General features: G+C 40.5%; 28 protein-coding genes and 1 riboswitch. Of the genes, 5 read left to right on the top strand and 23 right to left on the bottom strand.

What is annotated here, in order from left to right; translation table 11 throughout:
- Positions 1–4 precede the first annotated feature (4 nt).
- A riboswitch (FMN riboswitch) is annotated at positions 5–119 on the top strand.
- Positions 120–246: 127 nt separating this feature from the next.
- Both IGI44_RS20460 and IGI44_RS20455 read left to right on the top strand, forming a co-directional pair.
- Positions 247–846 (top strand): ECF transporter S component, encoded by a 600-nt coding sequence (locus tag IGI44_RS20460; protein WP_438789762.1) that lies wholly within the window; start codon positions 247–249, stop codon positions 844–846.
- The gene (locus IGI44_RS20455; RefSeq protein WP_438789761.1) at positions 846–1,301 is read left to right on the top strand and encodes a pyridoxamine 5'-phosphate oxidase family protein; all 456 of its coding nucleotides are present in this window, start codon (positions 846–848) and stop codon (positions 1,299–1,301) included. The genes IGI44_RS20460 and IGI44_RS20455 overlap by 1 nt, the downstream gene beginning before the upstream one ends.
- A 43-nt stretch (positions 1,302–1,344) precedes the next feature.
- Here IGI44_RS20455 and IGI44_RS20450 read toward each other — a convergent pair whose 3' ends face one another.
- The 10 genes from IGI44_RS20450 to rpiB form a co-directional block, all read right to left on the bottom strand.
- Positions 1,345–2,268: a transketolase family protein gene (locus tag IGI44_RS20450; RefSeq protein ID WP_438789760.1), complete on the bottom strand. Its 924-nt coding sequence runs from the start codon at positions 2,266–2,268 to the stop codon at positions 1,345–1,347.
- Position 2,269: 1 nt separating this feature from the next.
- Positions 2,270–3,082 carry a transketolase gene (locus IGI44_RS20445; protein WP_438789759.1) on the bottom strand — a complete coding sequence of 271 codons (813 nt, stop codon included), beginning with the start codon at positions 3,080–3,082 and terminating at the stop codon, positions 2,270–2,272.
- An 18-nt stretch (positions 3,083–3,100) separates the two neighbouring features.
- Positions 3,101–3,745: a dihydroxyacetone kinase subunit DhaL gene (gene dhaL / locus IGI44_RS20440; protein ID WP_438789758.1), complete on the bottom strand. Its 645-nt coding sequence runs from the start codon at positions 3,743–3,745 to the stop codon at positions 3,101–3,103.
- A 71-nt stretch (positions 3,746–3,816) separates the two neighbouring features.
- A complete protein-coding gene (locus tag IGI44_RS20435) occupies positions 3,817–4,809 on the bottom strand; it encodes a dihydroxyacetone kinase subunit DhaK (protein WP_438789757.1) in 993 nt (330 codons plus the stop codon).
- Between the two features lie 47 nt (positions 4,810–4,856).
- Positions 4,857–5,195 carry a Lin0368 family putative glycerol transporter subunit gene (locus IGI44_RS20430; RefSeq protein WP_438789756.1) on the bottom strand — a complete coding sequence of 113 codons (339 nt, stop codon included), beginning with the start codon at positions 5,193–5,195 and terminating at the stop codon, positions 4,857–4,859.
- A 28-nt stretch (positions 5,196–5,223) separates the two neighbouring features.
- Positions 5,224–5,646: a Lin0368 family putative glycerol transporter subunit gene (locus IGI44_RS20425; RefSeq protein ID WP_438789755.1), complete on the bottom strand. Its 423-nt coding sequence runs from the start codon at positions 5,644–5,646 to the stop codon at positions 5,224–5,226.
- A 34-nt stretch (positions 5,647–5,680) separates the two neighbouring features.
- Entirely contained in the window at positions 5,681–6,064 is a 384-nt protein-coding gene (gene dhaM / locus IGI44_RS20420) for a dihydroxyacetone kinase phosphoryl donor subunit DhaM (RefSeq protein WP_438789754.1), read from the bottom strand.
- 2 nt (positions 6,065–6,066) lie between these two features.
- Positions 6,067–6,840: a triose-phosphate isomerase family protein gene (locus IGI44_RS20415; RefSeq protein WP_311871752.1), complete on the bottom strand. Its 774-nt coding sequence runs from the start codon at positions 6,838–6,840 to the stop codon at positions 6,067–6,069.
- 134 nt (positions 6,841–6,974) lie between these two features.
- On the bottom strand, positions 6,975–7,625 hold the full coding sequence (gene fsa / locus IGI44_RS20410) for a fructose-6-phosphate aldolase (RefSeq protein ID WP_311871753.1): 651 nt from the start codon (positions 7,623–7,625) through the stop codon (positions 6,975–6,977).
- Between the two features lie 11 nt (positions 7,626–7,636).
- Entirely contained in the window at positions 7,637–8,086 is a 450-nt protein-coding gene (gene rpiB, locus IGI44_RS20405) for a ribose 5-phosphate isomerase B (RefSeq protein ID WP_434266600.1), read from the bottom strand.
- Positions 8,087–8,299: 213 nt separating this feature from the next.
- Between rpiB and IGI44_RS20400 the strand changes: the two genes are divergently transcribed.
- Positions 8,300–9,067 carry a DeoR/GlpR family DNA-binding transcription regulator gene (locus tag IGI44_RS20400; protein ID WP_311871757.1) on the top strand — a complete coding sequence of 256 codons (768 nt, stop codon included), beginning with the start codon at positions 8,300–8,302 and terminating at the stop codon, positions 9,065–9,067.
- A gap of 388 nt (positions 9,068–9,455) precedes the next feature.
- Here the strand turns inward: IGI44_RS20400 and IGI44_RS20395 are convergent, their stop codons facing one another.
- On the bottom strand, positions 9,456–10,106 hold the full coding sequence (locus IGI44_RS20395; protein ID WP_438789753.1) for a M23 family metallopeptidase: 651 nt from the start codon (positions 10,104–10,106) through the stop codon (positions 9,456–9,458).
- 718 nt (positions 10,107–10,824) lie between these two features.
- Here IGI44_RS20395 and IGI44_RS20390 point away from each other — a divergent pair.
- Both IGI44_RS20390 and IGI44_RS20385 read left to right on the top strand, forming a co-directional pair.
- Entirely contained in the window at positions 10,825–11,241 is a 417-nt protein-coding gene (locus tag IGI44_RS20390; protein WP_438789752.1) for a hypothetical protein, read from the top strand.
- Positions 11,242–11,395: 154 nt separating this feature from the next.
- Positions 11,396–12,247, top strand: coding sequence for a Cof-type HAD-IIB family hydrolase (locus IGI44_RS20385; protein WP_438789751.1), 852 nt, complete (start codon positions 11,396–11,398; stop codon positions 12,245–12,247).
- A 49-nt stretch (positions 12,248–12,296) separates the two neighbouring features.
- Here the strand turns inward: IGI44_RS20385 and IGI44_RS20380 are convergent, their stop codons facing one another.
- The 12 genes from IGI44_RS20380 to IGI44_RS20325 all read right to left on the bottom strand — a co-directional run bounded on the left by IGI44_RS20380 (position 12,297) and on the right by IGI44_RS20325 (position 24,501).
- On the bottom strand, positions 12,297–13,007 hold the full coding sequence (locus IGI44_RS20380) for a B3/B4 domain-containing protein (protein WP_438789750.1): 711 nt from the start codon (positions 13,005–13,007) through the stop codon (positions 12,297–12,299).
- Between the two features lie 16 nt (positions 13,008–13,023).
- Positions 13,024–13,494, bottom strand: coding sequence for a MarR family winged helix-turn-helix transcriptional regulator (locus tag IGI44_RS20375; protein WP_311871762.1), 471 nt, complete (start codon positions 13,492–13,494; stop codon positions 13,024–13,026).
- A 108-nt stretch (positions 13,495–13,602) separates the two neighbouring features.
- On the bottom strand, positions 13,603–15,039 hold the full coding sequence (locus tag IGI44_RS20370; protein ID WP_311871763.1) for a helix-turn-helix domain-containing protein: 1,437 nt from the start codon (positions 15,037–15,039) through the stop codon (positions 13,603–13,605).
- On the bottom strand, positions 15,020–15,613 hold the full coding sequence (locus IGI44_RS20365; RefSeq protein WP_311871764.1) for a hypothetical protein: 594 nt from the start codon (positions 15,611–15,613) through the stop codon (positions 15,020–15,022). Before IGI44_RS20365 ends, IGI44_RS20370 begins: the two co-directional genes overlap by 20 nt.
- Before the next feature lie 160 nt (positions 15,614–15,773).
- Positions 15,774–16,538, bottom strand: a complete 765-nt coding sequence (locus IGI44_RS20360; protein WP_438789749.1) for a class A sortase — start codon at positions 16,536–16,538, stop codon at positions 15,774–15,776.
- Entirely contained in the window at positions 16,516–17,601 is a 1,086-nt protein-coding gene (locus IGI44_RS20355) for a DUF916 and DUF3324 domain-containing protein (protein ID WP_438789748.1), read from the bottom strand. The genes IGI44_RS20360 and IGI44_RS20355 overlap by 23 nt, the downstream gene beginning before the upstream one ends.
- Before the next feature lie 67 nt (positions 17,602–17,668).
- On the bottom strand, positions 17,669–18,406 hold the full coding sequence (locus IGI44_RS20350) for a WxL domain-containing protein (RefSeq protein WP_438789747.1): 738 nt from the start codon (positions 18,404–18,406) through the stop codon (positions 17,669–17,671).
- Between the two features lie 123 nt (positions 18,407–18,529).
- Positions 18,530–19,309, bottom strand: coding sequence for a WxL domain-containing protein (locus IGI44_RS20345; RefSeq protein WP_438789746.1), 780 nt, complete (start codon positions 19,307–19,309; stop codon positions 18,530–18,532).
- Positions 19,310–19,335: 26 nt separating this feature from the next.
- On the bottom strand, positions 19,336–20,019 hold the full coding sequence (locus IGI44_RS20340; protein WP_311904801.1) for a WxL domain-containing protein: 684 nt from the start codon (positions 20,017–20,019) through the stop codon (positions 19,336–19,338).
- A 13-nt stretch (positions 20,020–20,032) separates the two neighbouring features.
- Positions 20,033–20,425 (bottom strand): LPXTG cell wall anchor domain-containing protein, encoded by a 393-nt coding sequence (locus IGI44_RS20335; protein WP_438789745.1) that lies wholly within the window; start codon positions 20,423–20,425, stop codon positions 20,033–20,035.
- A gap of 8 nt (positions 20,426–20,433) precedes the next feature.
- Positions 20,434–23,097 carry a pectate lyase-like adhesive domain-containing protein gene (locus tag IGI44_RS20330; RefSeq protein WP_438789744.1) on the bottom strand — a complete coding sequence of 888 codons (2,664 nt, stop codon included), beginning with the start codon at positions 23,095–23,097 and terminating at the stop codon, positions 20,434–20,436.
- A 735-nt stretch (positions 23,098–23,832) separates the two neighbouring features.
- Positions 23,833–24,501, bottom strand: coding sequence for a cyclic nucleotide-binding domain-containing protein (locus IGI44_RS20325; protein ID WP_438789743.1), 669 nt, complete (start codon positions 24,499–24,501; stop codon positions 23,833–23,835).
- Positions 24,502–24,522 lie beyond the last annotated feature (21 nt).

The following is a 24,522-nucleotide window of genomic DNA, read 5'->3' as shown; positions in this document are numbered from 1 at the left end:
ACAATAAGTTCTTCAGGGCAGGGTTTAATTCCCGACCGGCGGTGATAGTCCGCGAGCCTTTTGGCTGACTCAGTGCAATTCTGAGACCGACAGTACAGTCTGGATGGAAGAAGAAAGTGTGTGTTTGTTGATCGTTCAGATAACAAACGCTATTTGACGAATCAATACACCTTTTTCTACTTTGACTGTGCCTTGCAAATGTTGTTGTAAGGTTCTTTTTTACGTTTCAAGAAAGGTGTGTTCGAAATGAAATTTACCGCAAGAAAACTCGTAATGATCGCAATTTTTGGAGCTCTTTCCTATGTTTTGATGCTGTTCAAATTCCCCTTGCCATTCATGCCGCCATTTATGGACTTTGATTTAGCTGGGATTCCCGAACTATTAGGGACCTTTTTACTGGGACCTGTCGCGGGTGTCTTCATCGTACTAATCAAACTTCTGATCAAGCTAGCAACTGTGGGTACTGCTTCAATGTTTACAGGTGAAATTCAGAACTTTATTTTGAGTCTAAGTTTCATTTTACCCGCTAGTTTCCTGTATAAACACTCTACTCACAAACGTTCGGCACTGCGGGGGATGCTAGCAGGTACAGCGGTCGTTACGATTGTTGCTTGTCTATCAAATGTCTATTTCATCATTCCCTTTTATACCAGGCTGTACGGACTGTCCATGGAGGCGATTATCGCCATGACACAAGCTGTTAATCCAATGGTAGACAGTGTTTGGAAATTGGTCGTGATTGGAATTATCCCCTTCAACTTGATCAAATACGGCGTCACCACCGCAATTGTCTATTTTTCTCTCGACCGCTTGCGCGCCATCTTTCTTAGACGGGAGTATTTATAATGGAATATCAGACAGTGGTTGATCAATTTTATAAAAAATTAGGACGAAAAAAGATCATGGCCTTGGCAACAAGTTTGAATGATCATGTCATGGTACGCAATGTCAGCGTCATTATTCATGAAGAAAAGATCTTATTTAAAACGGATAAAAATTTTCGCAAGACACAACAATTGATCGAAAATCCCCAGGTGGCGATCTGCTACTGGGGCGTTCAGATCGAAGGGATTGCGGTGAATCATGGATTAGTCGCGGATCAGAAGGATGACTCCTTTCAAACGTTGTATCAAAAATACTGGGAAAAAAGCTATAATGCCTATCCTCATAAAGATAGTGAAATTTTGATTGAAATAGTGCCTAAATTGGTTGAAATTTGGGATCAGGATGAAGAGGATAAAGGTTTTCAACTGTTGATTGATTTTGAACAGGAAAAGGCTAAAATCGAAAAATATGATTAAAATAAACGCAGATCAGACGAAATTTCGCTTGATCTGCGTTTGATTAGTTCCTTAATTCTTTGATTTTTTTGATAATATTCCCCGCCGTCAAGCCATAGTGTTTCTTCAGTAATTCTGGATTTCCTGATTGACCGAATTGGTCTTGAACACCGATTTTTACCACTCTAGTTGGTTGATTCTCGGATAAGAATTCTGAAACAGCACTGCCGAGTCCGCCGACTACGCTGTGTTCTTCAGCGGTGATGATCCAAGGTGTTTCTTTTGCTGCTTGTAGAACCAACGTTTCATCTAATGGCTTGATCGTCGAGAAATTCAGCACACGAACATGGATGCTTTCCTCTGCCAACTGTTTTGCGGCGTCCAATGCTTCCTGCACCATCAAACCAGTCGCGATGATCGTTCCATCATTTCCTGATACTAAGTTTTCCGCTTTTCCGATCACGAAAGGTTGCTTTTCTTCGTGAACTCTATCCACAGCGAGTCGTCCTAATCGCAGATAGACGGGACCCTCGTGTTCCAAGATTGTCTCGATCGCCGCTTCAGTCTCAAGGTCATCCACAGGATTAATGATCGTCATCCCGGGAATCGCCCGCATCAATGCAATGTCTTCGATCGCTTGATGAGAACCACCATCTTCGCCAACGGTAATTCCGGCGTGAGTCGCGGCGATCGTTACGTTCAATTTCTGATATGCCACAGCATTACGGATCTGCTCGTACGCTCTGCCGGCTGCGAAGATTGCAAAGCTGCTGGCAAACGGCCGCTTTCCACCCAAAGCCAAGCCTGCTGCTGTGCCGATCATATCAGCTTCCGCGATACCTATATTGAAAAATTTCTCTGGTACTGCTTTGGCGAACACATCCGTTTTTGTTGCCGCAGACAGATCCGCATCCAACACCACTAAATCGGGATGTTCTTTGAATTTTACCAGCGTTTCACCGTAAGCTTGCCTCGTTGCTTTTTTCACTCTAAAACGCCTCCTTCAATTCTGCCAATGCTTGATCCGCTTCTTCCTTAGAAGGTGCTTTCCCATGCCAGCCAACTTGGTCTTCCATGAAGCTGACGCCTTTACCCTTATGTGTGTCGCACACAATGACAGTTGGACCTTCACCATAGTTTTTCGCTCGATCGATTGCGGTTGTTAACGAAGTGAAGTCATGACCATTGGCGTTCAAAACCTTCCAGTGAAAAGCAGCGAACTTCTGTCCGATATCCTTTACACCCATTACTTCATCATTTGTTCCATCGATCTGTAATCCGTTATTATCAACAAAGGCAATCACATTACTCAATTTGTAATGCGCAGCCGTCATTGCGGCTTCCCAGACTTGACCTTCCTGTAACTCGCCGTCGCCAAGCAAAATATACACGTTCTTTTCGATACCATCCAGTCGCTTTGCCAAAGCTAAGCCATTTGCAATCGATAACCCTTGCCCTAACGAACCACTAGAAGTATCCACTCCCAGAGTTTTAATTCGATCTGGATGACCCTGTAGATGACAGCCAAATTTTCGCAAATCAAGCAGCTCCTCTTTAGGGAAAAAGTCCTTATCCGCTAAAACGGCGTATAAGGCTGGTGCCGCATGGCCTTTTGAAAGGACAAAATGATCGCGATCTTTTTGATCGTAATTTTCCACCGTGATATCCATCTCTTGATAATAAAGCGTCGTTAAAATATCAATCGCCGAAAGTGATCCGCCTGGATGTCCCGATCCAGCCGAAGCCAGAGAGCGAATGATCCACTCTCGCAGCTCCAATGCTTTTTGTTCTAAGTTTGTCATAGTAATCTTCCGTTCACTCTATTTTTTCATTTCTTCTAAGAAGACATTCATCAGCATCCATGAGGATTCCGATCCAGGGTCTTTATGGCCGACGGCACGTTCGCCTAAACGCATCGCTCTACCCTTTTTCGCAACCAAAGGAATGGTCGATTCTGCTCCTTGTTTCATGATCGCAACAGTTTCTTCCATCACCGCAATGGCATCCTCATCGTTCTTATGCGCTTCCAAGTACTCGATTCCTGGAAGCAACGCATCGATCATCGTTTTATCCTGTAATTCCGCTTTTCCACGCAGTTGCACGGCTTCGACACCATTTTTCAACATGCCGGCAAATTCTGAGAAAGTAACTGTTTCTTTACCTATATCATCTTTGCCCATTTTGATAAAGAAACTGCCGTATAGAGGACCGGAAGCCCCTCCGACTTTACTCAATAGCAGCATACCGGATTTTTTCAGAAGTGTAGTGATATCCGCCGATTTTTCTAAATTGTCCTGTAAGTTGGCATTCACTGCTCGAAAACCAATACTTAAATTAATTCCATGATCACCATCACCAATGTCTGAATCTAGCTTTGTCCAATAATCGCGATTTACTTCCGCAAGCTCTGCCATTTTCGCTAAACTGTCGGCAAAAAACTGCTTATCTAACACCATTTCACTCATAAAGCACACCTCATTCTTTCTAATTTCGTGTTCCTATGGTAACTCCTAATACCAGAAATGTAACCCTTTTCTTATAATTTATAATAAGGTGTATCACATGGTGCATCAAGCAATTCTTTGATCTCGTCATCTAACTTCACTAAAGTAACGGACATTCCGACCATATCCATTGAAGTGGCGAAGTTTCCAACATCTGTCCGATGAATTTGGATTCCTTTTTCAGTTAAAATTTGATCTACCCGACGGTAGCAGACATATTGGTCCATCACCGGTAATCCGCCTAAACCATTGACAAGGACATAGACTTCATCCCCATCACCGATCTGAGAATCTTCAAGGATTATCTTCATGATCTCATCAATGATCACATCTGCTTTTTCGACTTTACGCCGCTCGATCCCAGGCTCGCCATGAATCCCCATACCGATCTCCATATCGCCTTCGTCCATTTGGAAGATCACTTCACCAGTCACTGGTAACGTTGAAGAAGATAACGCGACACCTAGTGAATACGTGCTGTCATTCGCTTTTTCTGTTACTGCTTTGACTTTATCCAGGTCATAACCCTTCGCCGCAGCACTTCCAGCTACTTTGAAGACTGGCAAGTCGCCAGCCACGCCACGACGATCCTTCTTGTCTTTTGCCGAATAAACATCGTCAGTTGTTGTCACCGTTTCTACTCGGATGCCGTCTTCTTCAAGTGCCATTTCTGCACCCATATCGAAATTCATCACATCGCCTGCGTAATTTCCATATAAATAGAGACAACCTTTTCCACTATCAACCGCTTTCACTGCTTCGTAACAGGCATCCGGCGCTGGTGAAGTATTCACATTTCCCACAACCGCTGCATCCGCAAAATCTTTTCCAACATACCCTAAAAACATCGGCTCATGCCCTGATCCACCGCCGACAATTACGCGAACGCGCGGTTCTTCACTCATTAATTTACTGACAACCACACGATTTTCCAAATCTAAGTCCACATATTGCTTGTTCGCTGCCGCATACCCCTCTAACATTTCCTCTACTACTTCATAGCCATCATTGATTAAACGTTTCATCTTCCCATTTCTCCTTTAAAATACATTTTTTAGTTAATAATTTATTTTTATAAGAATAAAGACAATAAAAATCCGCCTAATAATCCGCCACAAACCGCAGCTGCGATTTTCGGAAGTGATTTTTTCACGTTCCCGCCGACCAATGCGGAAGCTACCCAAACGCCGACACCTGCTGCCAGCCCTTGATCGACCCAGGCACCAGTTTGTGCGATCATCGGGGTTGAAATCCCGTGATTAATACACCAAACCGTTCCAACAATAAAGAGTGCTGCCATCCATCCGCCGATTGGTCCCCAGTGATCCACCATTTTTCCCCAAGCCATTCGAATCACAAAGGGAAATAAAAATCCGCCGCATACTGTTGCAAGTCCTAAACCCAAAGTCATTTATGTTTCCTCCGTTTCTTAATCAGTACTACTCTTCGCCAACTAAACGATCCAACTCTTTTTCGGTCATGCCTGGTTCAGGCGCATTTTCATCACGTTGTTCTTGTTTTGCGACACTCTTTTCAAACGCTGCCGCCACGATCCCACCAAGTACAGCTCCCACGATTACTAGTACAATCGTTGGTAAAGCATCCGTGAAAACGGCTCCGCCTTGCATGAAGGTATCTCGAGCGATTCCACAAACACCGATCGCCAGCCCCATGTCCACAAAGGCCGCGTCATCTTCGTTCCCGGTTAAATTAAGATAATGATTCATAAACCACATGGGACCAATAATAATTCCAGCTGCCAAGTAACCGCCAAAGATGCCAAAACTGCCTAATTCATTCCAAACGGACATTACAATCGTACCGGCGATCATGTACCCTACCATACTTCTCAGAAATTTCATTTTTTTCGCTCCTTTTATTTTATTTAACAAAGCCTTACAGCTGTGCTAATTCTTGAATGATTGCTGCCTTCTCCTGACAGACGGTTGCTTGAACGGCTGCCGCAAAGGCCCCTTCCACTAACGGACAATCCATAATTTCTGTTTTCGCGCTTAGTTCTTCATCATCAATGAGATCAATCGCCGTTTCCGAACTCAAAATAGCGCTTCCAATATCGCAAAAAATTAAGATGTGATCACAATCGGCATTGTCTTCAATCGCTTCCATAATCATCACTGAATTCGTACCAAGTCGACCGTCTCCCGTTCCACCTGCGGAAATGATACGGACGGCATCACTGGTTCCAGTCATTTCTTCGATCATTTCCTTTGTCCCATCCGTGATCTTTTGACTATGAGAGACAAGAATAATCCCAAACATGCTTATTCCCCCTTTACTTTTTTAACGGTTTCGACAATTGACGCATACTGCTTTGGATGATGACCAAAGCGGCCAACAAAGACACCATCAACATTCTCATCAGAAACGATCAATTTAACATTTTCCTGTGAAACTGATCCGCCGTATATAATGCGGATTTTTTCTGACGTTTGTCTGTCGTACAATTCCTTGATGCATTCGCGAATCAATCCATGAACCTGCTGCACATGAACTGCACTAGCAGCACAGGTTTTTCCTACCGCCCAAGCCGGTTCATAAGCTAAAATAATTTTCTCTGCCTTCTTGCCCTCGATTTGGAATAAATCCAGAAATAGCTGTTTCTTCATTAAATCTTTGATTTCTTGATAGTCGTCCGTCTTCATGACCTCACCGATACATAGCACAGGGGTGACGCCGTAATCCAGCGCTAGACGGACCTTTTGATTAATCATGTCATCCGTCTCGTTGAAAATTGTTCGTCGTTCAATGTGTCCAATCTCAGCATAGCTACCGTTCATTTCCTTTAATGACTCGATTGAAAATTCTCCAGTATAGGCGCCATTTGCTGCGGGTGCAATATTTTGTGACCCTAATCCAATCTCCGAGTCCTTCAAAATCATTGCTACCGGGTAAAGCACGCCCATTCCCGGACACATAAATTGCTCGAGCTTTTTCTCGTCTCCAACTTCCTCCACGATCGCATGAGCAAAATCACGAGCCTTATCGATCTGATTTTGATACAGTTTTAAGCTAATACCTACTATTGGTTTACGCATGATGCTTCCCTCCTTCTCTTCTATTGTATTAAACAATTAAAAAACTATTTGATTTTTTTATTTTAATGTCCTCCAGCAATCCCTTAAATGATCCTGAATCGTGAAAACTGGAAGGACATCATTTGAATGTTTTTCTACTTTTCCTTCTTGAACGTTTCCCAATCCTTTAAGAAAGCCTGAATTCCTGCATCAGTCAGTGGATGTGACCACAATTTAGGGAACAAAGCTCCTGGGATCGTTGCGATATCGGAACCTAATTCCGCAACATCTTCCACATGCTTTAAGCTGCGAATACTCGCAGCGATAATTTCTGTTTGATAACCATATTGGGTTAACACGTTTTTTAAATTGCTGATGAGTGCCAAGCTGTCTGTTGCGATATCGTCTAAACGTCCAACAAACGGACTAACATAGGTTGCTCCTGCCTTAGCAGCCATCAATCCTTGTGCAACAGTAAATACTAAAGTGACATTTGTTTTGATTCCTTCTTTCGACAAAGTATTCACTGCCCGTAAGCCATCTTCTGTCATAGGAATTTTCACGACTACGTTGTCTGCCCAAGTCGCAATATCTCTGGCTTCCTTTACCATATTCTCCGTGTCTAAAGCGATAACCTCGGCGCTAACTGGTCCTTCTATCAAGTCGCAGATTTCAGTGATGACTTCTTTAAAATCCCGCCCCTCCTTTGAAATAATCGTCGGGTTGGTTGTCACGCCGTCCACTAATCCTAATTCATTGATTCGTCTAATTTCCTCAACATTTGCTGTGTCTAAAAAGAATTTCATCGTTTTTCCTCCTATTTTGAATACTCCGCTTCTTTTTCCATGATTTGATCAATTTTTCTGCCAGAATTGCCGCCCTCAAATGTGACAGACAGATATTCGTCCACAATTTTTTTGGCAACTTCTAAGCCAATAACTTTTGAGCCCATGGTAATGATTTGCGCGTTATTGCTTAATTGTGCACGTTCCGCTGAATAGGTATCATGAACTTGAGCAGCCCTTACGCCGGGAATTTTATTGGCCGCCATCGCCATTCCGATTCCTGTGCCGCAGCAGAGAATTCCGCGATCAATCTCTTGGTTCACTACCCCGTTAGCAACATTAAAAGCAATATCTGGATAATCGACTTCATTTGGAGAAAAGCAACCGTAGTCCTTCACTTCAAAGCCTTTTGCTTCTATATATGCAAATAATTCACGTTTCATTTCAAAAGCATTATGATCTGATCCGATTCCAATTTTCATATTTCTCTCTCCTTTTTCTCTTTGTACCCTCATAATAATCGCTAACTTTCGCTTTGTCAATCATTATTTTCGTTTGCTTTCGTTTTTATCTATAAAAGCGAAAGATCAATAGCGTAAAAGATACGAAACGAAAACAAAAAGCTGCTTTTCTATTGTTTTTTCGTTTTTTTTACTTTATACTATAGACAAGTAAAAATTGTGGAGGATAACTATATGTATACAAATCAGCGAAGAGAAAAAATTCTTGCTTTACTACAGGAACGAGATTCCGTTTCTGTCAATGAATTAACTGATCTACTTTCCGTCTCAAAGGCAACTATTCGTTCGGATTTAAATTATCTAAGCGATAACAATATGTTGATTCGCACACATGGCGGTGCAACTCGTTCGAAAGAAGACGAAACACTAAAAATCGATAAAAACTATGACATTCGAAAACAAAAGAATATTGAAAAAAAAGCCCAGATTGCGAAAAAGGCGTTTCCTTTGATTGCAAATGGTGAATGCATCGTTTTAGATGCCAGCTCTACTTGTTATGAGCTGGCAAAGCTGATTAGTCAATCAGACTTGCGCATCACCGTTTTGACAAACGGCTTACGAACAGCCTCTCTTTTAAAAGAAAACTTGAACTTAACAGTTGTTTTGATCGGAGGCGTAGTCAAAGGCAGTTCGAATGCGGTGGAAGGCATTTTAGGCATAGAAATTCTAAAGAAAGTCAATATTGATACTCTATTCACCTCAGCCTATGCGATCTCGGCAACAGAGGGGCTGTCCGATTTCAACCTTTATGAAGTAGAATTGAAAAAACGAATGGTGGAGTTAGCTTCCCAAACAATTGCCCTGATTGATAGTTCAAAGTTTGAGAAAAAATCAATCGCGACATTTGCTACCTTGCCTCAATTAACTGCGTTGATTACGGATGATGGAATTCTTAGCGAAGTAAAAGAGCATTATAGTTCCGTTGTGACATTTTTAGATTAAGAAAAGAGCGAGGAACATTCTAAAATTAATGAATGATTCTCGCTCTTTTTTGTTTTCTATTATCCGTTTAAGCTTTCTATAAGCTAACCGTCGTACACTCTTCTTGTGGATGAACTTGGTGTTTAAACTCCGAAATGGGACTTAAAACGACGGTTTGTTTCATTTAATACGAGGTGCGGGTTCGATTCCTGTCATCCACGTTTGGAGAGCTGATTAAGACGTATTGAATCATAAAAGGATATTTTTATAAAAGTTATCACTCTCGAAAATCTTATTGAACTAAAAAACAACCAATGATGTCAAAAAAGACCTTAGCTTTTTTTGCTAAAGTCTTTTGCGATCAAAATTTACAAACAGTTAAGATTAATCTATAACTTATTATCTTAAACTATTTTACTTCTTCTGCAGTGGCTTTTAAGTATTTAACTTGATTACTGCTTGCAAATACCATTGTATCGTAGCCAGCATGTTCCATCATTCCCTTTAGACTAGATAAATCCACTGTATTATCTACATATCTGTATTTGTTTCCATTCAAAAAGTAAGTACGCCCATTTTCAGTAAATAATAACATTACATCTCCTCTTTCCTTTTTTGTATTAGTTTCTCCACCTGATGTTAAAATCGGAATTGGATTTAACCACGTTCCATCATTGATATCCCAGCTACTCAAAGCCGTTCTCCAATCTTTCTTAGTAATACCTACGTGTAAGTGATTACTAGTCAAAGTTCCCAAAACTTGACCAACTTTCACTGTATCCCCTGTTTTAACCAAATAAGTACTTCCAAATTCCTGATACATCACCTGATATTCCGCGATTTGAAGAACAATCACATAGCCGATAGCACCACCGTAATATCCAGCAAAAATGACTTTTCCATCATTCACGGCTTTAAAATTTCCTGAGTATTTTGCTGATCCAAAATCATACCCGTCATGAAAAAAACCTCTGCCTCGTGGAACCGAAGTGTTACCAAACTGTTGACCTTCTTCATATGGCTTTAACTGTCCATCAAATGGAAGTCTCCAAATTCCCAATTGCTTCATTCCTTTCTTTTCTTAAATTTTTAGTGCAGTAAGTATACTCAAAATTGAATCGCCTCTTTTTTGTTACTGTCGAATCACTAAGTATCACACTGAACTTTTAAATGAAATGACTTTATACGTGCGTCCACGTTGCGAACATATGTGCTTCATTTCTAAAATAAGTATAACGTCCCTGTTCGTTTAAAAAGTGTCAAAAAAATGCCAAGAGAATATCCCTAATGAAACGATTAGAATTCAAAGTAGTCTGCGATACGAGTTATAATCACTAAACAAGCTGGATTGGTGTAAATTGACTGCTTGATAAAAAACTAAATCATTTTTTTCTGCCCCTTTCGCGAGTAATTTTTCGAATACTTGATCACTGAACCAATATATTTCTGATAGAAGTCTTCAATTATATTCAATAACTCAAATAACTTTCGATAGACCTCATTTCCACAAACACTTAAAATAGACACAAATAAACACTGACAATCATTTTTATTTCAATGATCATCAGTGTTTTATTCTTTTGTTGCTTAACTTCATCGATTAAGTTTAGTTCAAATTGATACGCCACCAAGCCACTAATCGTTATTTATTCGTTTATTTTTTATAGGTATCTCATAGCAAAAACCATAAGTCCATACTCTTTTTAGAAAATCGATTCTTAACAATGAACAGTTGTATTTCTTTTGCCGCACTGTATACTTTTTATTGAGGTGAATTAATGAAGATTGAAGAAAAATACACTTTGAAGAAACCCTTCGTGATTAGTTACTATTTATTGCTTTTTATCGGCTTTTTACTGACGATCGGTAGATGGCTGAGTGTGCCGATTCCCGGGTTTGTTGTGATTAACGCGGAGATTCACTCCCACATATCGAATTTTTCTCTGAGTCTGATCTTTTACCTTTCAATCGGAACTTTTTGGCTGCTTTCTGACGTAAAATTCCGCTATATAACTATCCTAGGCGGAGTGCTCTTGGCTGGAAATCTTCTCTGTGAAACGCTAATGGGATTTATGAACACTCCGGACATTATTGATGCTCTTTACGGAGCAGTTGGGACGTTGATTGCTTTTGCCTATTTAATTGCGACATTCAAATCAGGTCTAGTCCCTGCGAAGTCAAAAGAGACAGACTAAAGTGATCCGTGATATTTCCGTTAACCCATAAAATGATAGGAATTCTCTTCAGACTAACTCATCTATTTTCCACTGACGTTTACAAATGAAACCATTTACACTGCATCCGCTCGATAGTAGACTGAAAGTAACAACTGGATGAGGATGTGATGGAGTGGCTATCAAAGCAATCGTACTAGACATTGATGGTACATTATTGAATACGGGAAAAATAATCGCGGAAAAAACCAAGCAAGCCCTGGTTGCGGCACAGAAAAAAGGGATTAAGGTGATACTGGCTTCGGGACGGCCAACAACAGGGATGTTTGACCTAGCCGAGCAATTAGAAATGACTAAATATGAAGGATTTCTCGTTTCCTATAACGGGGCACGTGTGACAGATTGTCTGACGAAGGACGTTTTATTCAATCAGGCAATGAGTGTTGAAACGGGTCAAGCGATCTTGGAGCATCTGAAAAAATTCGAGGTTGTTCCGATGATTGACAAGGAAGACTATCTTTATGTAAATGACGTTTACAACAAAGACCTGCAAAAGGTGGCTGCTGACTTTAATCTGGAGGAATTCGGCAGCATTATCGAATATGAAGCGCGGGGCGGAAATTTCAAGTTGTGTGAAAAAGAGGATCTAGCAGCCTTCGCTGATTTCCCAATCAATAAAATCTTGGTTGCTGGAAAACCAGATTACATGGCTGAGCATGCGGAAGCGATGCACACGCCTTTTGACGAAAAAGTGACCGCCGCTTTTTCGGCTCCTTTCTATTTTGAGTTCACGGATAAAGGAATCGATAAAGCCAAAGCTTTGAATACTGTTTTCCCTGAAATGGGAATTCATTCCGACAACATCATCGCATTCGGAGACGGGCATAATGACCGATCGATTATCGAGTATGCAGGGATTGGCATCGCCATGGGAAATGCGGTTGATGAATTGAAGGAGATTGCCGATGATGTGACCCTTTCTTGCGATGAGGATGGCATTGCGGCAGGCTTGGAAAAGTATTTATAATTATTCGCAAGGTTCAGGCAGTACTCTCCTGAACCTTGCTTTTTTACTATTAAATTTTTACTTCTGAATGTGCTGCATCTAAAATAAAATCAGTTCCTTCGACACCAAAAAAAGTTGTAATCCTTTTTTTCAATTCCAACATCGCTTGATTGGCACGCATAGCTTGCTCTGGAGTGACTGATTCCATGAAGAAGATAACATCGCTAGTTTCTTCCGTCAGCATCGTTCGCTGGGCTTCCCGCCAATTTAAGCAACGGCAAATGGCCCCTTCGTTATCATAATAAATGATTTCCCCTGGCAAAGCGGGGGCATCGGTATCTGCACCTAAAGGTAAAAACGTTTCGCCGCCAACAGCCTGACCTAAGTGAATATCTCCAGCGATTTTTTGCAGGTCTTCCCCACCACAGGGCACAGCATATTCTAAAGAAATACTGTTATAGATATCAACTAAAGGATTGATCGGCTGAAACTCACGGTCTTGATTAACCCGTTTTAATAAGGCTTCGATCGACGAACGGGCACCTTTTTTTGTTTTGAATTGACTGAACGCCTCACGCCACTCTTTAATGACTGAATTCTGGCTAAAGGTTTCTTCGGTTAAAAATCCTTTTGCACTTTCTACGCCGTCAGCTAATAAGTTTGTTAAATAGGAATCACTTTCTTGTCTTGAATTGTCTGTTATACCTTTTACTACCAGCACATTGATTTGGGCTTTAGGAAAAATCTCCCAAAAGGATGGTTCTACGATAAACTTGTTCATCTACTCTACTCCTCCACTAAATTAAGCGTTCATTCAAATACGGGCGTATGTTCCCTTTTTTGACTGCCTTCCATTCTGTATCAATATTTTCTTCGATTTGTTTTAAAATTTTGGAAAAAAAGGCGATCTCTTCATCCGTTAAATGCTGTAAAGCCATCTGATTGGAATAATCATTTTCCAACTGAATAATCGGCGCCAATGAAGCCCCTTCTGCTGTTACAAACAAGCGGCGAATTTTTTTGTTCTCATCATCCGCTCGTTTCTCAATCAAACCTTTTTCTTCAAGCTTCTGAATCGCCCGAGCAGCAGTCGTCCGATCGACCTTGATCATTTCCGCCAGCTTATCCGGAATAATTCCAGGATTTTCATAAATTCGAACCAAATACAAATATTGCCCCTTTGAAAGCTGATAATCTTTAAATTCAATATTTGCGATTGAATCCAGTGCTCGGGCAATTTTTCCTAGGTCTCTAAGAACATCAATCATTTCAATCCTCCCAATCGATACCTTGCTATCATAATTTATTTTTGTTGCAAATGCAACAAAAATATTCGACTAAAAAAAGTGTAGAAAGAAAATGGTCTTTTCTACACTTCATTTTTCTTTTTCGATTCTTTTTTCAATGATTTTTTGACCAAGATTGGCCCAATCTAACGGGCGTGGCGGGGATAACCACACGATACATTCGATGTCATACAGATTGCCTAAATCTCTCGAATCCGTCAATAAAATATCCGCCGATTCAATCTCATCGATTATTTTAGCTCCCACTAAATGAAAGAAATTCAAATTCTCTGTGATGAACTGATTGTATAAACTGCCAAATGAAAAATCCACATAGACGGTAATAGGTGCAACAAATGCTTCTTTTGGAAAGCTGTCTAAAATCAAAAAAAGGTATTGGAAAAGAAGCTGCTTTTTCTTCTTGTACAATAAAGGTTCATCCTGGTTTAAATGATTAATATAGATCCGGCAAAAATCTACCACTGCAGAATAATTTTGCTGGAAATACGCAATATTGATTTCCGGTTGGATCATTTCGCTTGCTTGGCTAGTTTCTAGCAATTGAAAATGTATAAATTGACAGCGGCTAAAAAAAGCCTCATGCGTTTCAAGATTCTCCCCTATTTTGGGAAAGGATTCAATCAAGCTTCTCAATAAATTTTGGCTCCAAGTAGTCAGTTGTTTATTTTTAGTCAATTGTAAGTTGCTGCCTAACTCTTCTGAACGAGAATAGTAATAACTTAGAAAGGCGGTAACCTCCGACTCGCGAAATTCTAGTGGAACTCGTTTAAAAAAATAGTCCGTCAGTTCTTGGTTGATTGCCTCCCTGAGTAATACCTCATCAGACTTTTTTTCAATATATTTTTGCTGCTGAATGCGCAGATTCGTTACGTAAAGGTAATGCTGCAGACTGATTTTCTGATGAAGCGTCATTTTCGTCTGCTCCAGTAAAGACAGCTTGAATTTTACGTCTCCTTCTATAGGTTGTTCAAAAAAATCGTAGTCGTTTTTATAAATACGAGAAAACAGCTCCGTCAAAAACAACCGAACATTTTTTTCACTTTCACCAACAAGACGGAACTTCTTATCGATTTTCAATCCATAGTTTGCCAAGTACTTATTTAACCGCTTGAAATTGTTATAGGCGATGGGATAACTGATCAACGCCTTTTCGGAAAGGTCATTTAATGATTTGTATTTTCCTAACACCGCGGCTAATAAGATAGTAAATTCGACAGATTCTTCTACATACTTTTCTAAAAGCGTTTCTGAACTAGCCGTTCCAGTTATTTCTAGCCGAATAAAAGGCTCTTCTAAAAGAACCTGAATTTCTTGTGCTAGGCCGTATTTTTCAAGGTCCTGAATCAGCTGTTCAATAGTACTTTTAAGCACGTAGTTTGAAATCTCTAAAAAGTCCATAATTTCTTTTTTTGATAAAGCAAAATAAGAATTGCGCTCCAATCGCTTTAAAAGCTGATATTTGCGCCATTCTTCTTTTGCTAATAAATTATCCAACAAATTGATCACTCATCCTTGTCGCCAATCTCCCATTCGCTTCGCCATATAAAACAACACCCGATAGTAAATACGCGCTTTGCGCAATATCCGCAAACTCATTCGGAGCACCAGCAGCGCCAGACCCGCTATCGGGAGGAAGTGCAGTCGTATTTGTCGAAGAAAAGAACTCATCGTCCAGCATCAGAACCTGATTTTTTGGCTGTTTTTTTAATTTTCCAGGCTGGAGATCAAAAATCGGATAATCGTCGTCGTTTTCTTTTTGTTTTAATGGTTCTTCAAGCAGTTGCTCACTTGTTAATTGCTCGCTTGATGCTTGATCCCTTGTAACCTCGTTTTCCGGAGTCTTTTCAAGTATCACCTTCGCTTTTTGCTCTTGCATCGAGCTTTCCTCTGTTGACTCCACAGTTGTTTGACTATCAATGAGATAGTCGCTTGGGTCCGGATCATCATTGGGCACTGGCGTAATTGTATTATGCGGATCTAGCGGATCGTAAATGACGTTGTTTGCTAAGACCTGCTCTGAATACAAGAAAAACGATGCTCCAAAGGCCAGAATCAAAGAACGTGATACCATCCTTCTCATTTCATCACTCCTCGTTTTAATGAATTAATTTTTCTAAAAAATAAATTGTTTTGTAAACCCTCTGTCATTTATCTAAAGGGTTTATGCCACAGAATTACCAATCTCAGCAGGTGCTCTACCCATTTAGAAACCTGCCGAAAGTCAAATGGCTTCTGCTGGATTATCTTTTACTGATTTTAGTGATGATCCCTATTCCGATTATTCCACTCATAAGAAAGAGCATCAAAATAAGCACACAATAGAGTCGATTTTTTTGTTTATTTTCTTCTCGGATTTGCTTTTGCTGCACCACGATTGTTTGCTCCAAAGTTTTTTCTGGCCCCTCAATCAGCTCTCCTTTGACTATGAATCGTTGATCCGTATATGTTGGCTTATCACAGGTGATCAATGTAATTACAGCCTTCTGATTATTTGCCAACACCTGAAGCTCTGTTTGTGGAACGACCTTTGTCTGCATCACTCGATACTGATAAAACTGATTTTGATACTCCAAGTAGAGCATGTCTCCCACAGTTGCCTTCAGCAGTTTACCAAACAATAAATTTTCGCGACCTAAATGATGACCTAATAGGACGATATTTTGTTGCTCCGCACGTCTTTCTGGAAACAAGGTTCCAACACCAACCAAAAGCTGTTCATTTGTCACTCCTGAAAAGACCGGTAGGCTAATTCCAGCTTTTGGAATGACGATTTGTCCCGCGGAGTGAAAGCTTTGCTTCTTATCGAAGGCCAAGACTTCTGTCAAACCGGGTGGCTGAACAGCGTCCAATGGCACCTCTTTCGCTTCGCTCGTCATTTTGCTTGGTGTGATGGGAATGGTTTCAGTCTGATAAATAATCAGAACTTGCTTGATAAATGGTAAAAATAACAAAGTGATTGCTAAGCAATAAATCAAAATAAGGCTAAACCGCGTTTTTTTTGTCATTGTTCTTCTTACGCCACACAAGGAACAGAATGATCAGCAACAATAGGACAATACCGATTAGGATATACACCCATGTATAGTCTTTCTTGATCGTGACATCCGAATCATTCAGCTTCTTAGCAACATCGGCTTTGATCTCAAAATCCTTCTCCAATGACCAATGGTAACGGTATTTTTCTTCCTTTTGGCTGCCTTTTGCTAGGAACGGATAACTGCCGTTTTGATCTTTTTGTCCATAGGCTTCAATTTTCATCGTGTAGGTTCCGGCTTTTAGTCGATCGCCTTTTAACGGTACAGATAAATTGAAATTAGAATTTGGTGCCATCTGCATTCCCGATTGCTCTTCTGTGTATAGAGCCTCCGTTTCTCCTTTTTTGGTAATCGTTGTTTTAGTCGCCAACTGATTTAAGTAGGTCGCGTTCGGATTGTGTAGATTTCCTTGGATAACATTCCGTGCATTTCGTTGATTGGGTTGAACATTTTCTAGCTTCAAATCAGGGTCCCCATTTTCGGTCGTTTGTCGCATTAATAAGGCAACAACATAGGAATACTCGTTTTTGATTGCCAAACCTTTATCATTCTTGTCAGAGGAAGTAGCTGTTTGGGACGATCCTTTTTCCTTAAAGGTAATTCCCCCAGCAATCACACCTGCAAATTTTTCATTTGGCATATGTATTTTCACTTTATATTCGGCCGCTGATTGCGGTTTTAGCGTGATTTCTTTTGGAGCCTCTACGTAGTCTTTAATGTTATATTTCAGGGTTTTATCTGCTTTAATTTCATTTTGGCTATACTCAACAACACCGTTATCATTAGTTGTTGCACTAGTAATTTGAGCCTCCACCACAACATCCTGGTCCGTGTCATTCCTTAAATCAACAGTCAATGTCTCTTCTTGGTTTGGGGCTAACATTAAATCAAAATAAGTCTTTTGCTTGTCGATTTGGTTTTCTGATGGCTTAGGCGTCACTGCGAAATTGAATTCTGATGCCAAGCTTGGCGTAGTGATTATCAAACTACTGAAAATCATCAGTATAAGCGGCGCAATTTTTCTACATTTCATCGTGTCTTTTCCTCTCAACGAAAGAAAGGGATGCTGCGAGAGCATCCCCTCTTCAGTATTCTTCGTATTAGTTTCCTGGTGTGTCACTTAGTACCCAAGTAAAAGTTGTGGAATATTTCTTCGCATATTTCGTTGTTGAGCCAGGGACACTTAGTTCTATACTCTCTGCAGCTGTAGCCGCATCGGTTCCCCAATCAAGCAAGTATGTTCCAGCTCCTTGACCGTCTTTGGCTTCCATGACATTCTTTAACGCACCAGAAGGATCAGCTACGATGGTCGCTTGTCCAGTTGGTTTTGCTGAATCAGAAGCAGTCACCACATTTCCATTTTTGAAGGTAATCACCGCACCTGTTAATTCTTCTGCATCCGTTGTTTTAAATTGACTATTTTGCTTCATTTGCAACGTCCAGCCAGCTTCAGTACCGCGATTATCTGTTACTTGGACAAAGTTCGGACCGGTTTTTTCATTGTTGTCTTTGTCTAGGTATTTTTGTGCTTTCGCCTTGTAAATTTCGTCCTTAGAAGTGATCTTCTGAGTCCCGAAATCTAAACTTGAAGCATAATCGATTGAAAGCGGCCCAGCCGTTCCTGGTTTAGGACCGGTTGGATCAGTTGGATCAACGGGTGTGACTGGATTGGTTGGATCAACAGGATCTACTGGATTTGTGATATCGGTATTGGGTGTAAACGTGATCACACCATTTGAATCATAGTTTCCACCGTCTGCTGCAAAGGAAGTAGCTGGTACCAAAGCAATCCCTGCTAAAATCGTCGTTGCCAATAATAAAGAACCAAATTTTTTCATTGTAATAGTCTCCTTTTTTGTGAATGGTCGTTTTTTCAAATCGTTTTCAGCCTACCCATTTGGTGCTTTTATACAAAAAGCTGCATGTTTAATTCTATTACCAAAGGTGCCTCGTTTTTCTAATTAGTTACCGGGTACATCAGATAAGCTCCACGTCAATGACGTACTGTATTTCACCGCATCTTTTGGCGTACTGCCAGGCACTGCCAAAGTGACAGCCTTCGTTACGTCAGCGTCGACTTCATTTCCATCCTTATCTGTTTCCTTCACCGTTTCTACAGTACCCCAACGGTTTGAATAGGTTCCTGCACCTTGATTCACTTTTGCAGACATAACTAAGCTTTCTGTTCCAGCAGGATCTAGTTCGATCGTTGCCGCAGCTGTCGGAAAGACCGCCGTCGAATTGCTGTTAACTGTCGGACTAACTAACTTCACTGCTGAACCTGTCAGGGTATCGTTCAGCGTGCCGGTTGCCTTGAATTGCCCATTTTGTTTGACCTTCAATGTCCAGCCGGCATTATTGCCGCGATTGTCAGATACCTGAACATAATTTGGGGTTGCTGCACGACCATCTTTGAATTGCTGCGCTCTAGCATAATACACTTCATCTTTATTAGTAATCTTATTTACCCCAAAGTCTAATGAGGAAGCATAGTCGATGGACAAAGGACCATCCGTTCCAGGTTTTGGACCAGTTGGATCAGTCGGATCGATAGGATCTACTGGATTTGTTGGATCTGGATCGGTTGGATCGACGGGTTTAGTGGGATCTGGATTTGGAATGAATTCCACTACTCCATTTGAATCGTAGTCCACTGAATCAGCATGAGAAGTGATTCCACCAGCTGTTGATAAGGATAATGCCGCTAAGGTCGCGACTGTCATTAAGTTCAATTTTTTCATCTTTTTTTCTCCTCTTATAGGATTTTTTATGGTACGTTTTTTAAACTCCAAGTTAAGGAAGTTTGATATTTTTTGGCATATTTTACTGAACTGCCGGGAACGTTCAATTGAATGGAACGCCCGCCGCTAGTTTCGTCTGAACCGAACCGATACAACCAAGTGCCGATTCCTTGTTCACTGTTAGCCGTTACGACATCAACCTCCGCGTTCAAAGGCATTTTGATCGTTGCGTTTGCATTTGGCGCGTAGGTGCTTGAAAGATTTGAGACCATTTCCCCATTGTTAAACCGTAGTTCAGCACCTTTAAGCTGTTGCGCCTCATCTGTTTGAAATTGACCGTTTTGCTTTACACTCAATTGCCAACCTGCTCCAGTTCCTCGAATGTCCGTAACTTGAACATAATTAGGGCCTTTCTTCTTCGTCCCATCGAAGTCCGTATATTCCTGCGGCAGCGCATAATAGATTTTGTCCTTCGTTGAAATTGGCTGACTGCCAAATTGAAAGCCAGAGGCGAAATCAAGGGAAAGGCTGCCGCCAGTCCCAGCCGGCGGACCGGTTGGATTGGTTGGATCAATTGGTACTACTGGTTTTGTAGGATCTGGCAGCAAAGGATCAAGCGGTTGAATGGTTGTCCCGCCGCTTTGGTAGTTCATATGAGTCTCTGTGTCATCCGCCTGTACGGCTAATTGACCCGCAAAAAGTAAAGAAATCAGGAGGAGAAAACTAACGAATTGAATTTTTTTCAGTATCTCCGACCTCCTTTAGCTTAAAAAAGACAAGTACCAATAAGAAACAACCGATTAATGAAGCCAACAGATTCGATGTGTCTCCTGTTGCCGGAATAATGGGGCCTTCCCCTTTATATGACGGCAAGCTGTTTGCGAGCTGTTGTGTAGTTCCACCAGCGGTGTCTTGCATTTTTCCTTCTGCGGAAGGATTGCCGCTTTCTTTCTCTTTTACCGGCGGTATCTTTTCAGGATTTTCTTTCGGGTATTCATATTTTCCATAAAATGTGGTCACTCCATTACTATCATAATTAGCTTCTGACCCAAAAACAGGGACCGTAGTAAAGAGCACCAACAGGATGAACAAACTATTTATAATGAATCGTCTCATTTACTCACCTAATTTCCTGGGACATCTTCTAATTTCCATGATATTTTTCCTGAATAGTCTCCGATACGTTGTTTTTCGACAGGGACGGTCAGCTTGAAGCCATTACTGCCTTGCCAGTCAGCCGATATATTTTTTGAGCCATCTGAAGTAAATTCCCCCGACTCCACGATTTGTGTCGCTGTTGTAATTTGCTTTTCACCTAATTGTGAAGTGTAATAAAGAGCATCCTCAAGCGAAATAGCTCCGTTCTTGAGCTCTTCCGATTGACTTAAGGTCAGTCGCCAAGGTTTCTTTGCTCCACCACGAGTATCGGATACGATCAAATCACCGTTTACCGTTGGGTGATAGTCCTCCGTTTTGTTAGATACTTGATGATTTCCAAACTCTAATCCTGTCGGTATCGAAGCTAATGACAGATAACCAACAACAGTGGCCTTCGTCGCTGCCTTGAACGTCGCATCACGATACGTTAATTCATTTTTCGGATTGATATTTCCGATTGCGTTATTTGTACTTGGGCGTTCCGCTTCACTTAATTCAGTGATTGGTCCACTTTGATCTTGTAAAAAGAATTGAAGAATATCGTCTTTTACAAGATTCAGATTAGAGATATCGATTTCCCATTTTCCATCTGCTCCGACCAGCTGTCCTGGAATTCCTGATGGCTGGTCATTGATGGTTAATGTTATAATACTGTTAGGCTCCCCAGTTCCCGTTAACTTAGTAGTCGTACTTTGGATGGCGTCCGAATGATCGACTTTAGCGGGTTCTGGTGGTGTTGCATCAATAACCGTTGTCTCAATTGGATTAGAAGTGATCCATGGGCCTCGTTCAGCAATCCCTGAAATTTTTTCGCCAGCCTTTTGAAATTGGATCGGATCGTTTATATCTGAATATGAAACATACCCATTTGCATCTGTAGATAAGTTGTTGCGAATGTTTCCATACGTATCCGTCAATGTTACCTTCGCTTGGTCTTGTGAGGCATAGACTGGAATGTATTTGATCTCTCCCGCGACTAATCCGTTGTTATCCGGAACTTCTCCAATAATTACACGCCCTTTGATTGTCTTATCCGCGTCGGTAACAGGTGTCCACTCAATTTTTGGCTCCTGGTTCATTCCAGAAATCCGACGATAATTCGCTTGTTTAAACTGATTTAGTGAAGCAACTGACGTTGTTACCACCTCACCGCTCCCACTTCCGACTACCTGAAGACTTGGAACTTTTGCGTAAGTTTCATTGGATGGTCCAAGTACTGGAACACCGACCTTCCACAGATCAATATCTGAATCGAGTATGGAGAACCTATTATTTGAGGTGTTCCCATAGGCCACGTTTACCGCCGTTCGACTGTCATGCAAATTCCGCAAATCATATTGGGCTGGACTGTTTAATGTGAAACTGTTCCCCGTTCGATTGACACTTGCGATTCCTGTCGCATCGGCAGCCAGATTGATCAACGGCTGACTACTTGTTCCGATGACGTAAAGAAAACTCCCAGGTTCGGCGTTGAGATACGTGTTATTGTTACTAAAGGCCACTACTGATCCTGAGGCTTGCTTACTCGTCAAATTTACGACGGCACCTTTTTTGATTATCATTCCTGCACCTACATCATCAAAACGTACCGCATTCCCTGGCATATCCACGTTGTAGACACTATTTTCACCAACTGTTAAGGTAAGATAATGATGGTAAACAGCAGGATAAGTGCGACCGACTGTTTGTGTTTGTCCAACATCCACACGGCAATTCTTTCCAATCGTAAACTCCCTAGTCTCGCCGGTTGATCCTGAACCTGCTGCTACGTTGTACCAAAAAACGGAAAAGTTATAGTTATTCACGTTTCCCCGATAATCTGTTCCATCTTCCATAATCAAGCTTCCTAAGTAAAAGTTTTCTGCACGAGTATCAATAGCCATCTTGCCGTAAACTCTCACCTCTGAATGAGAAGCCCTAGCTAAGCGTTGAACACCAGGCTCTGTAGTGATATTTCCAAAACGATACTTCCATTTTGCTCCATAGGTGTAGTTCAATCTTGTACCCACGATATCTTCTGAGGATGCGCCTACATAATTTTGATTCAACACAATATCATGCATATGAAAGAGTCCAATCGCATTTGATGGAGCTCCTAAACGAATCGAAGAGTTTCGAAAATCTACTCGATGACCTTGACCATCGATTTCTAAATCATTGTTTCGTTGATAGCCAGAAAGATTAGCGTCTGATGCACTGGGATTATCGAAACTTGCTGTCAAGGTAATTTTTGTAATAGTTTCGTTTCGTATAGCATTTACAAAATCAGCCCAAGTACTTACTTCAGCCTCATTTGCTGCTAAACGTTGCAATGCAGCGTTTTTGACCTGTTCATCCGCTTCTTTGCTTTCTGAATTTTCCGTCGCCTTAACCGTCGTTTCAGAATCACTTACGTATTCTTCCGTTTCCTCTGAATCCGACTTTGATTCTGACGTTATATTCTCCTTGCTTATCTCATCATCCGTAGAAACAGTTTCGTTAGTTTTTACATTGTCTTCTGTACGTTGATCCGTTTTATCGGATGGGCTTATGGGAGAGGGCGGCATTTCTTCGGCATTTACGGAAAAAACAGTTGCATTCGGAAGTAAAATAATTAGTAATAAGAAAAAAATTACTTTCCGTCGGTTCATTTTTTTCTCACCTCCTTCACATCCAAAATCCTAACACATTTAATACCCATTTTTTATAATTATTTTTAAATAAATTGATAATTAACTTATAACCAGTGAAATGTCGTTTAATTTCTCGTGAAACCAAATTAAATTATGTATATTTCCTATTAAATAAATAATCTATGTTACATTACAAAGGATTTTCAAAATTGCTTAGGTTTTTTTCGAAGCAAGTGCGTTAAATGAACCGTCACTATTTTTTTCAACTGTTCTATATCTTTTGTAGTTTCAACTGCTAATCCATTTAACAACAGACGACTTTTTTCAGTTCTAAGTGGTTGTTTCATTACTTTAAAATCCCATTAAACAAAGGAATATCCTCATCAAAAATTGCGTATTTATCCTTTTGCTCAAAAATCACATTCGTTATATTATCACGTATAGTTTATCCTCTAATGACATCATAATAAACTGAATTATCAGACAATTTGATAGGTAATACTTATTTGCCAAACAGTTAAAACATGAAAGGGAAGTGTTTTTTTATTTTTGTATTGTTTACATTAAATAGAAAACTAAAAACAATGATTAAATAACACTCTATTTGTATCACACACTAACTTTTCAATCGAATAAATTAGCTATACCAAAAATAACGACGCAAAAATAAAAAACTCCTAATTTTTTAAAAAAATAGGAGTTTTTTTATTCTATTGAAAACTTTCGCTTCATTTTGCTAACAATTTTAACTCTCTAAGCTTCGTTTCCTTCATTGATCAATTGACGAAGCTTCGTTGGATAAATCAAATAACCCGCTTGATTTTTTTCGATATACCCATTTTCCCGTAAAAATTTAAACGTATGAGTCAAATGACGATAACTGACACCTAAATAATACGCGATTTGCGTATTATTCTCACTATATTGTTCATTTACCGCAATCTCTATTAACAGTGCCGCCAAACGGTACTTCAGCTCGAAGGTTTGAGCATTTGAAAAGTGTTCCATTCGCAACAACAGCTTTTCCCCAATGTATTTAGCAATAAATTTAGGAAAGTCCGCTTCAGTCATCAAATCAGCCTCTACCACGCTCAGTGGGATTGCCAAACAGTTAACCGAACCAATCGCGATAACGTCTTTAGGTGTTTCTTCTGCCTTTACTACCGTCAGTTCACCAATAAAATCGCCTGGCTCAAGAAATTGCAGGATCAGATTTTTCCCGTTGGGCTCCTGCTGAATGATTCGCGCTTTTCCTGTCAGAAGGATAAACAAATGGGACATTTTTTTAGCTTGACTCACAATTTTTTCATTGCGGTCATACGCAATAAAAAAACTTTGTTGTAAAATTTTTTCTGTTAAAAACGGGAATCGTTCTTGATTTATCAATGTTTGATTGACTTGACTATACTTTTTTTTATTCATCAGTAGGCTATATCTCCTAGT

This window comes from Enterococcus sp. DIV0756 (assembly GCF_051710745.1).
Taxonomy (GTDB): Bacteria; Bacillota; Bacilli; order Lactobacillales; family Enterococcaceae; genus Enterococcus_A.
Note: the sequence above shows the minus strand (reverse complement) of the source record. Positions and strands in the feature narration are given on the sequence as shown.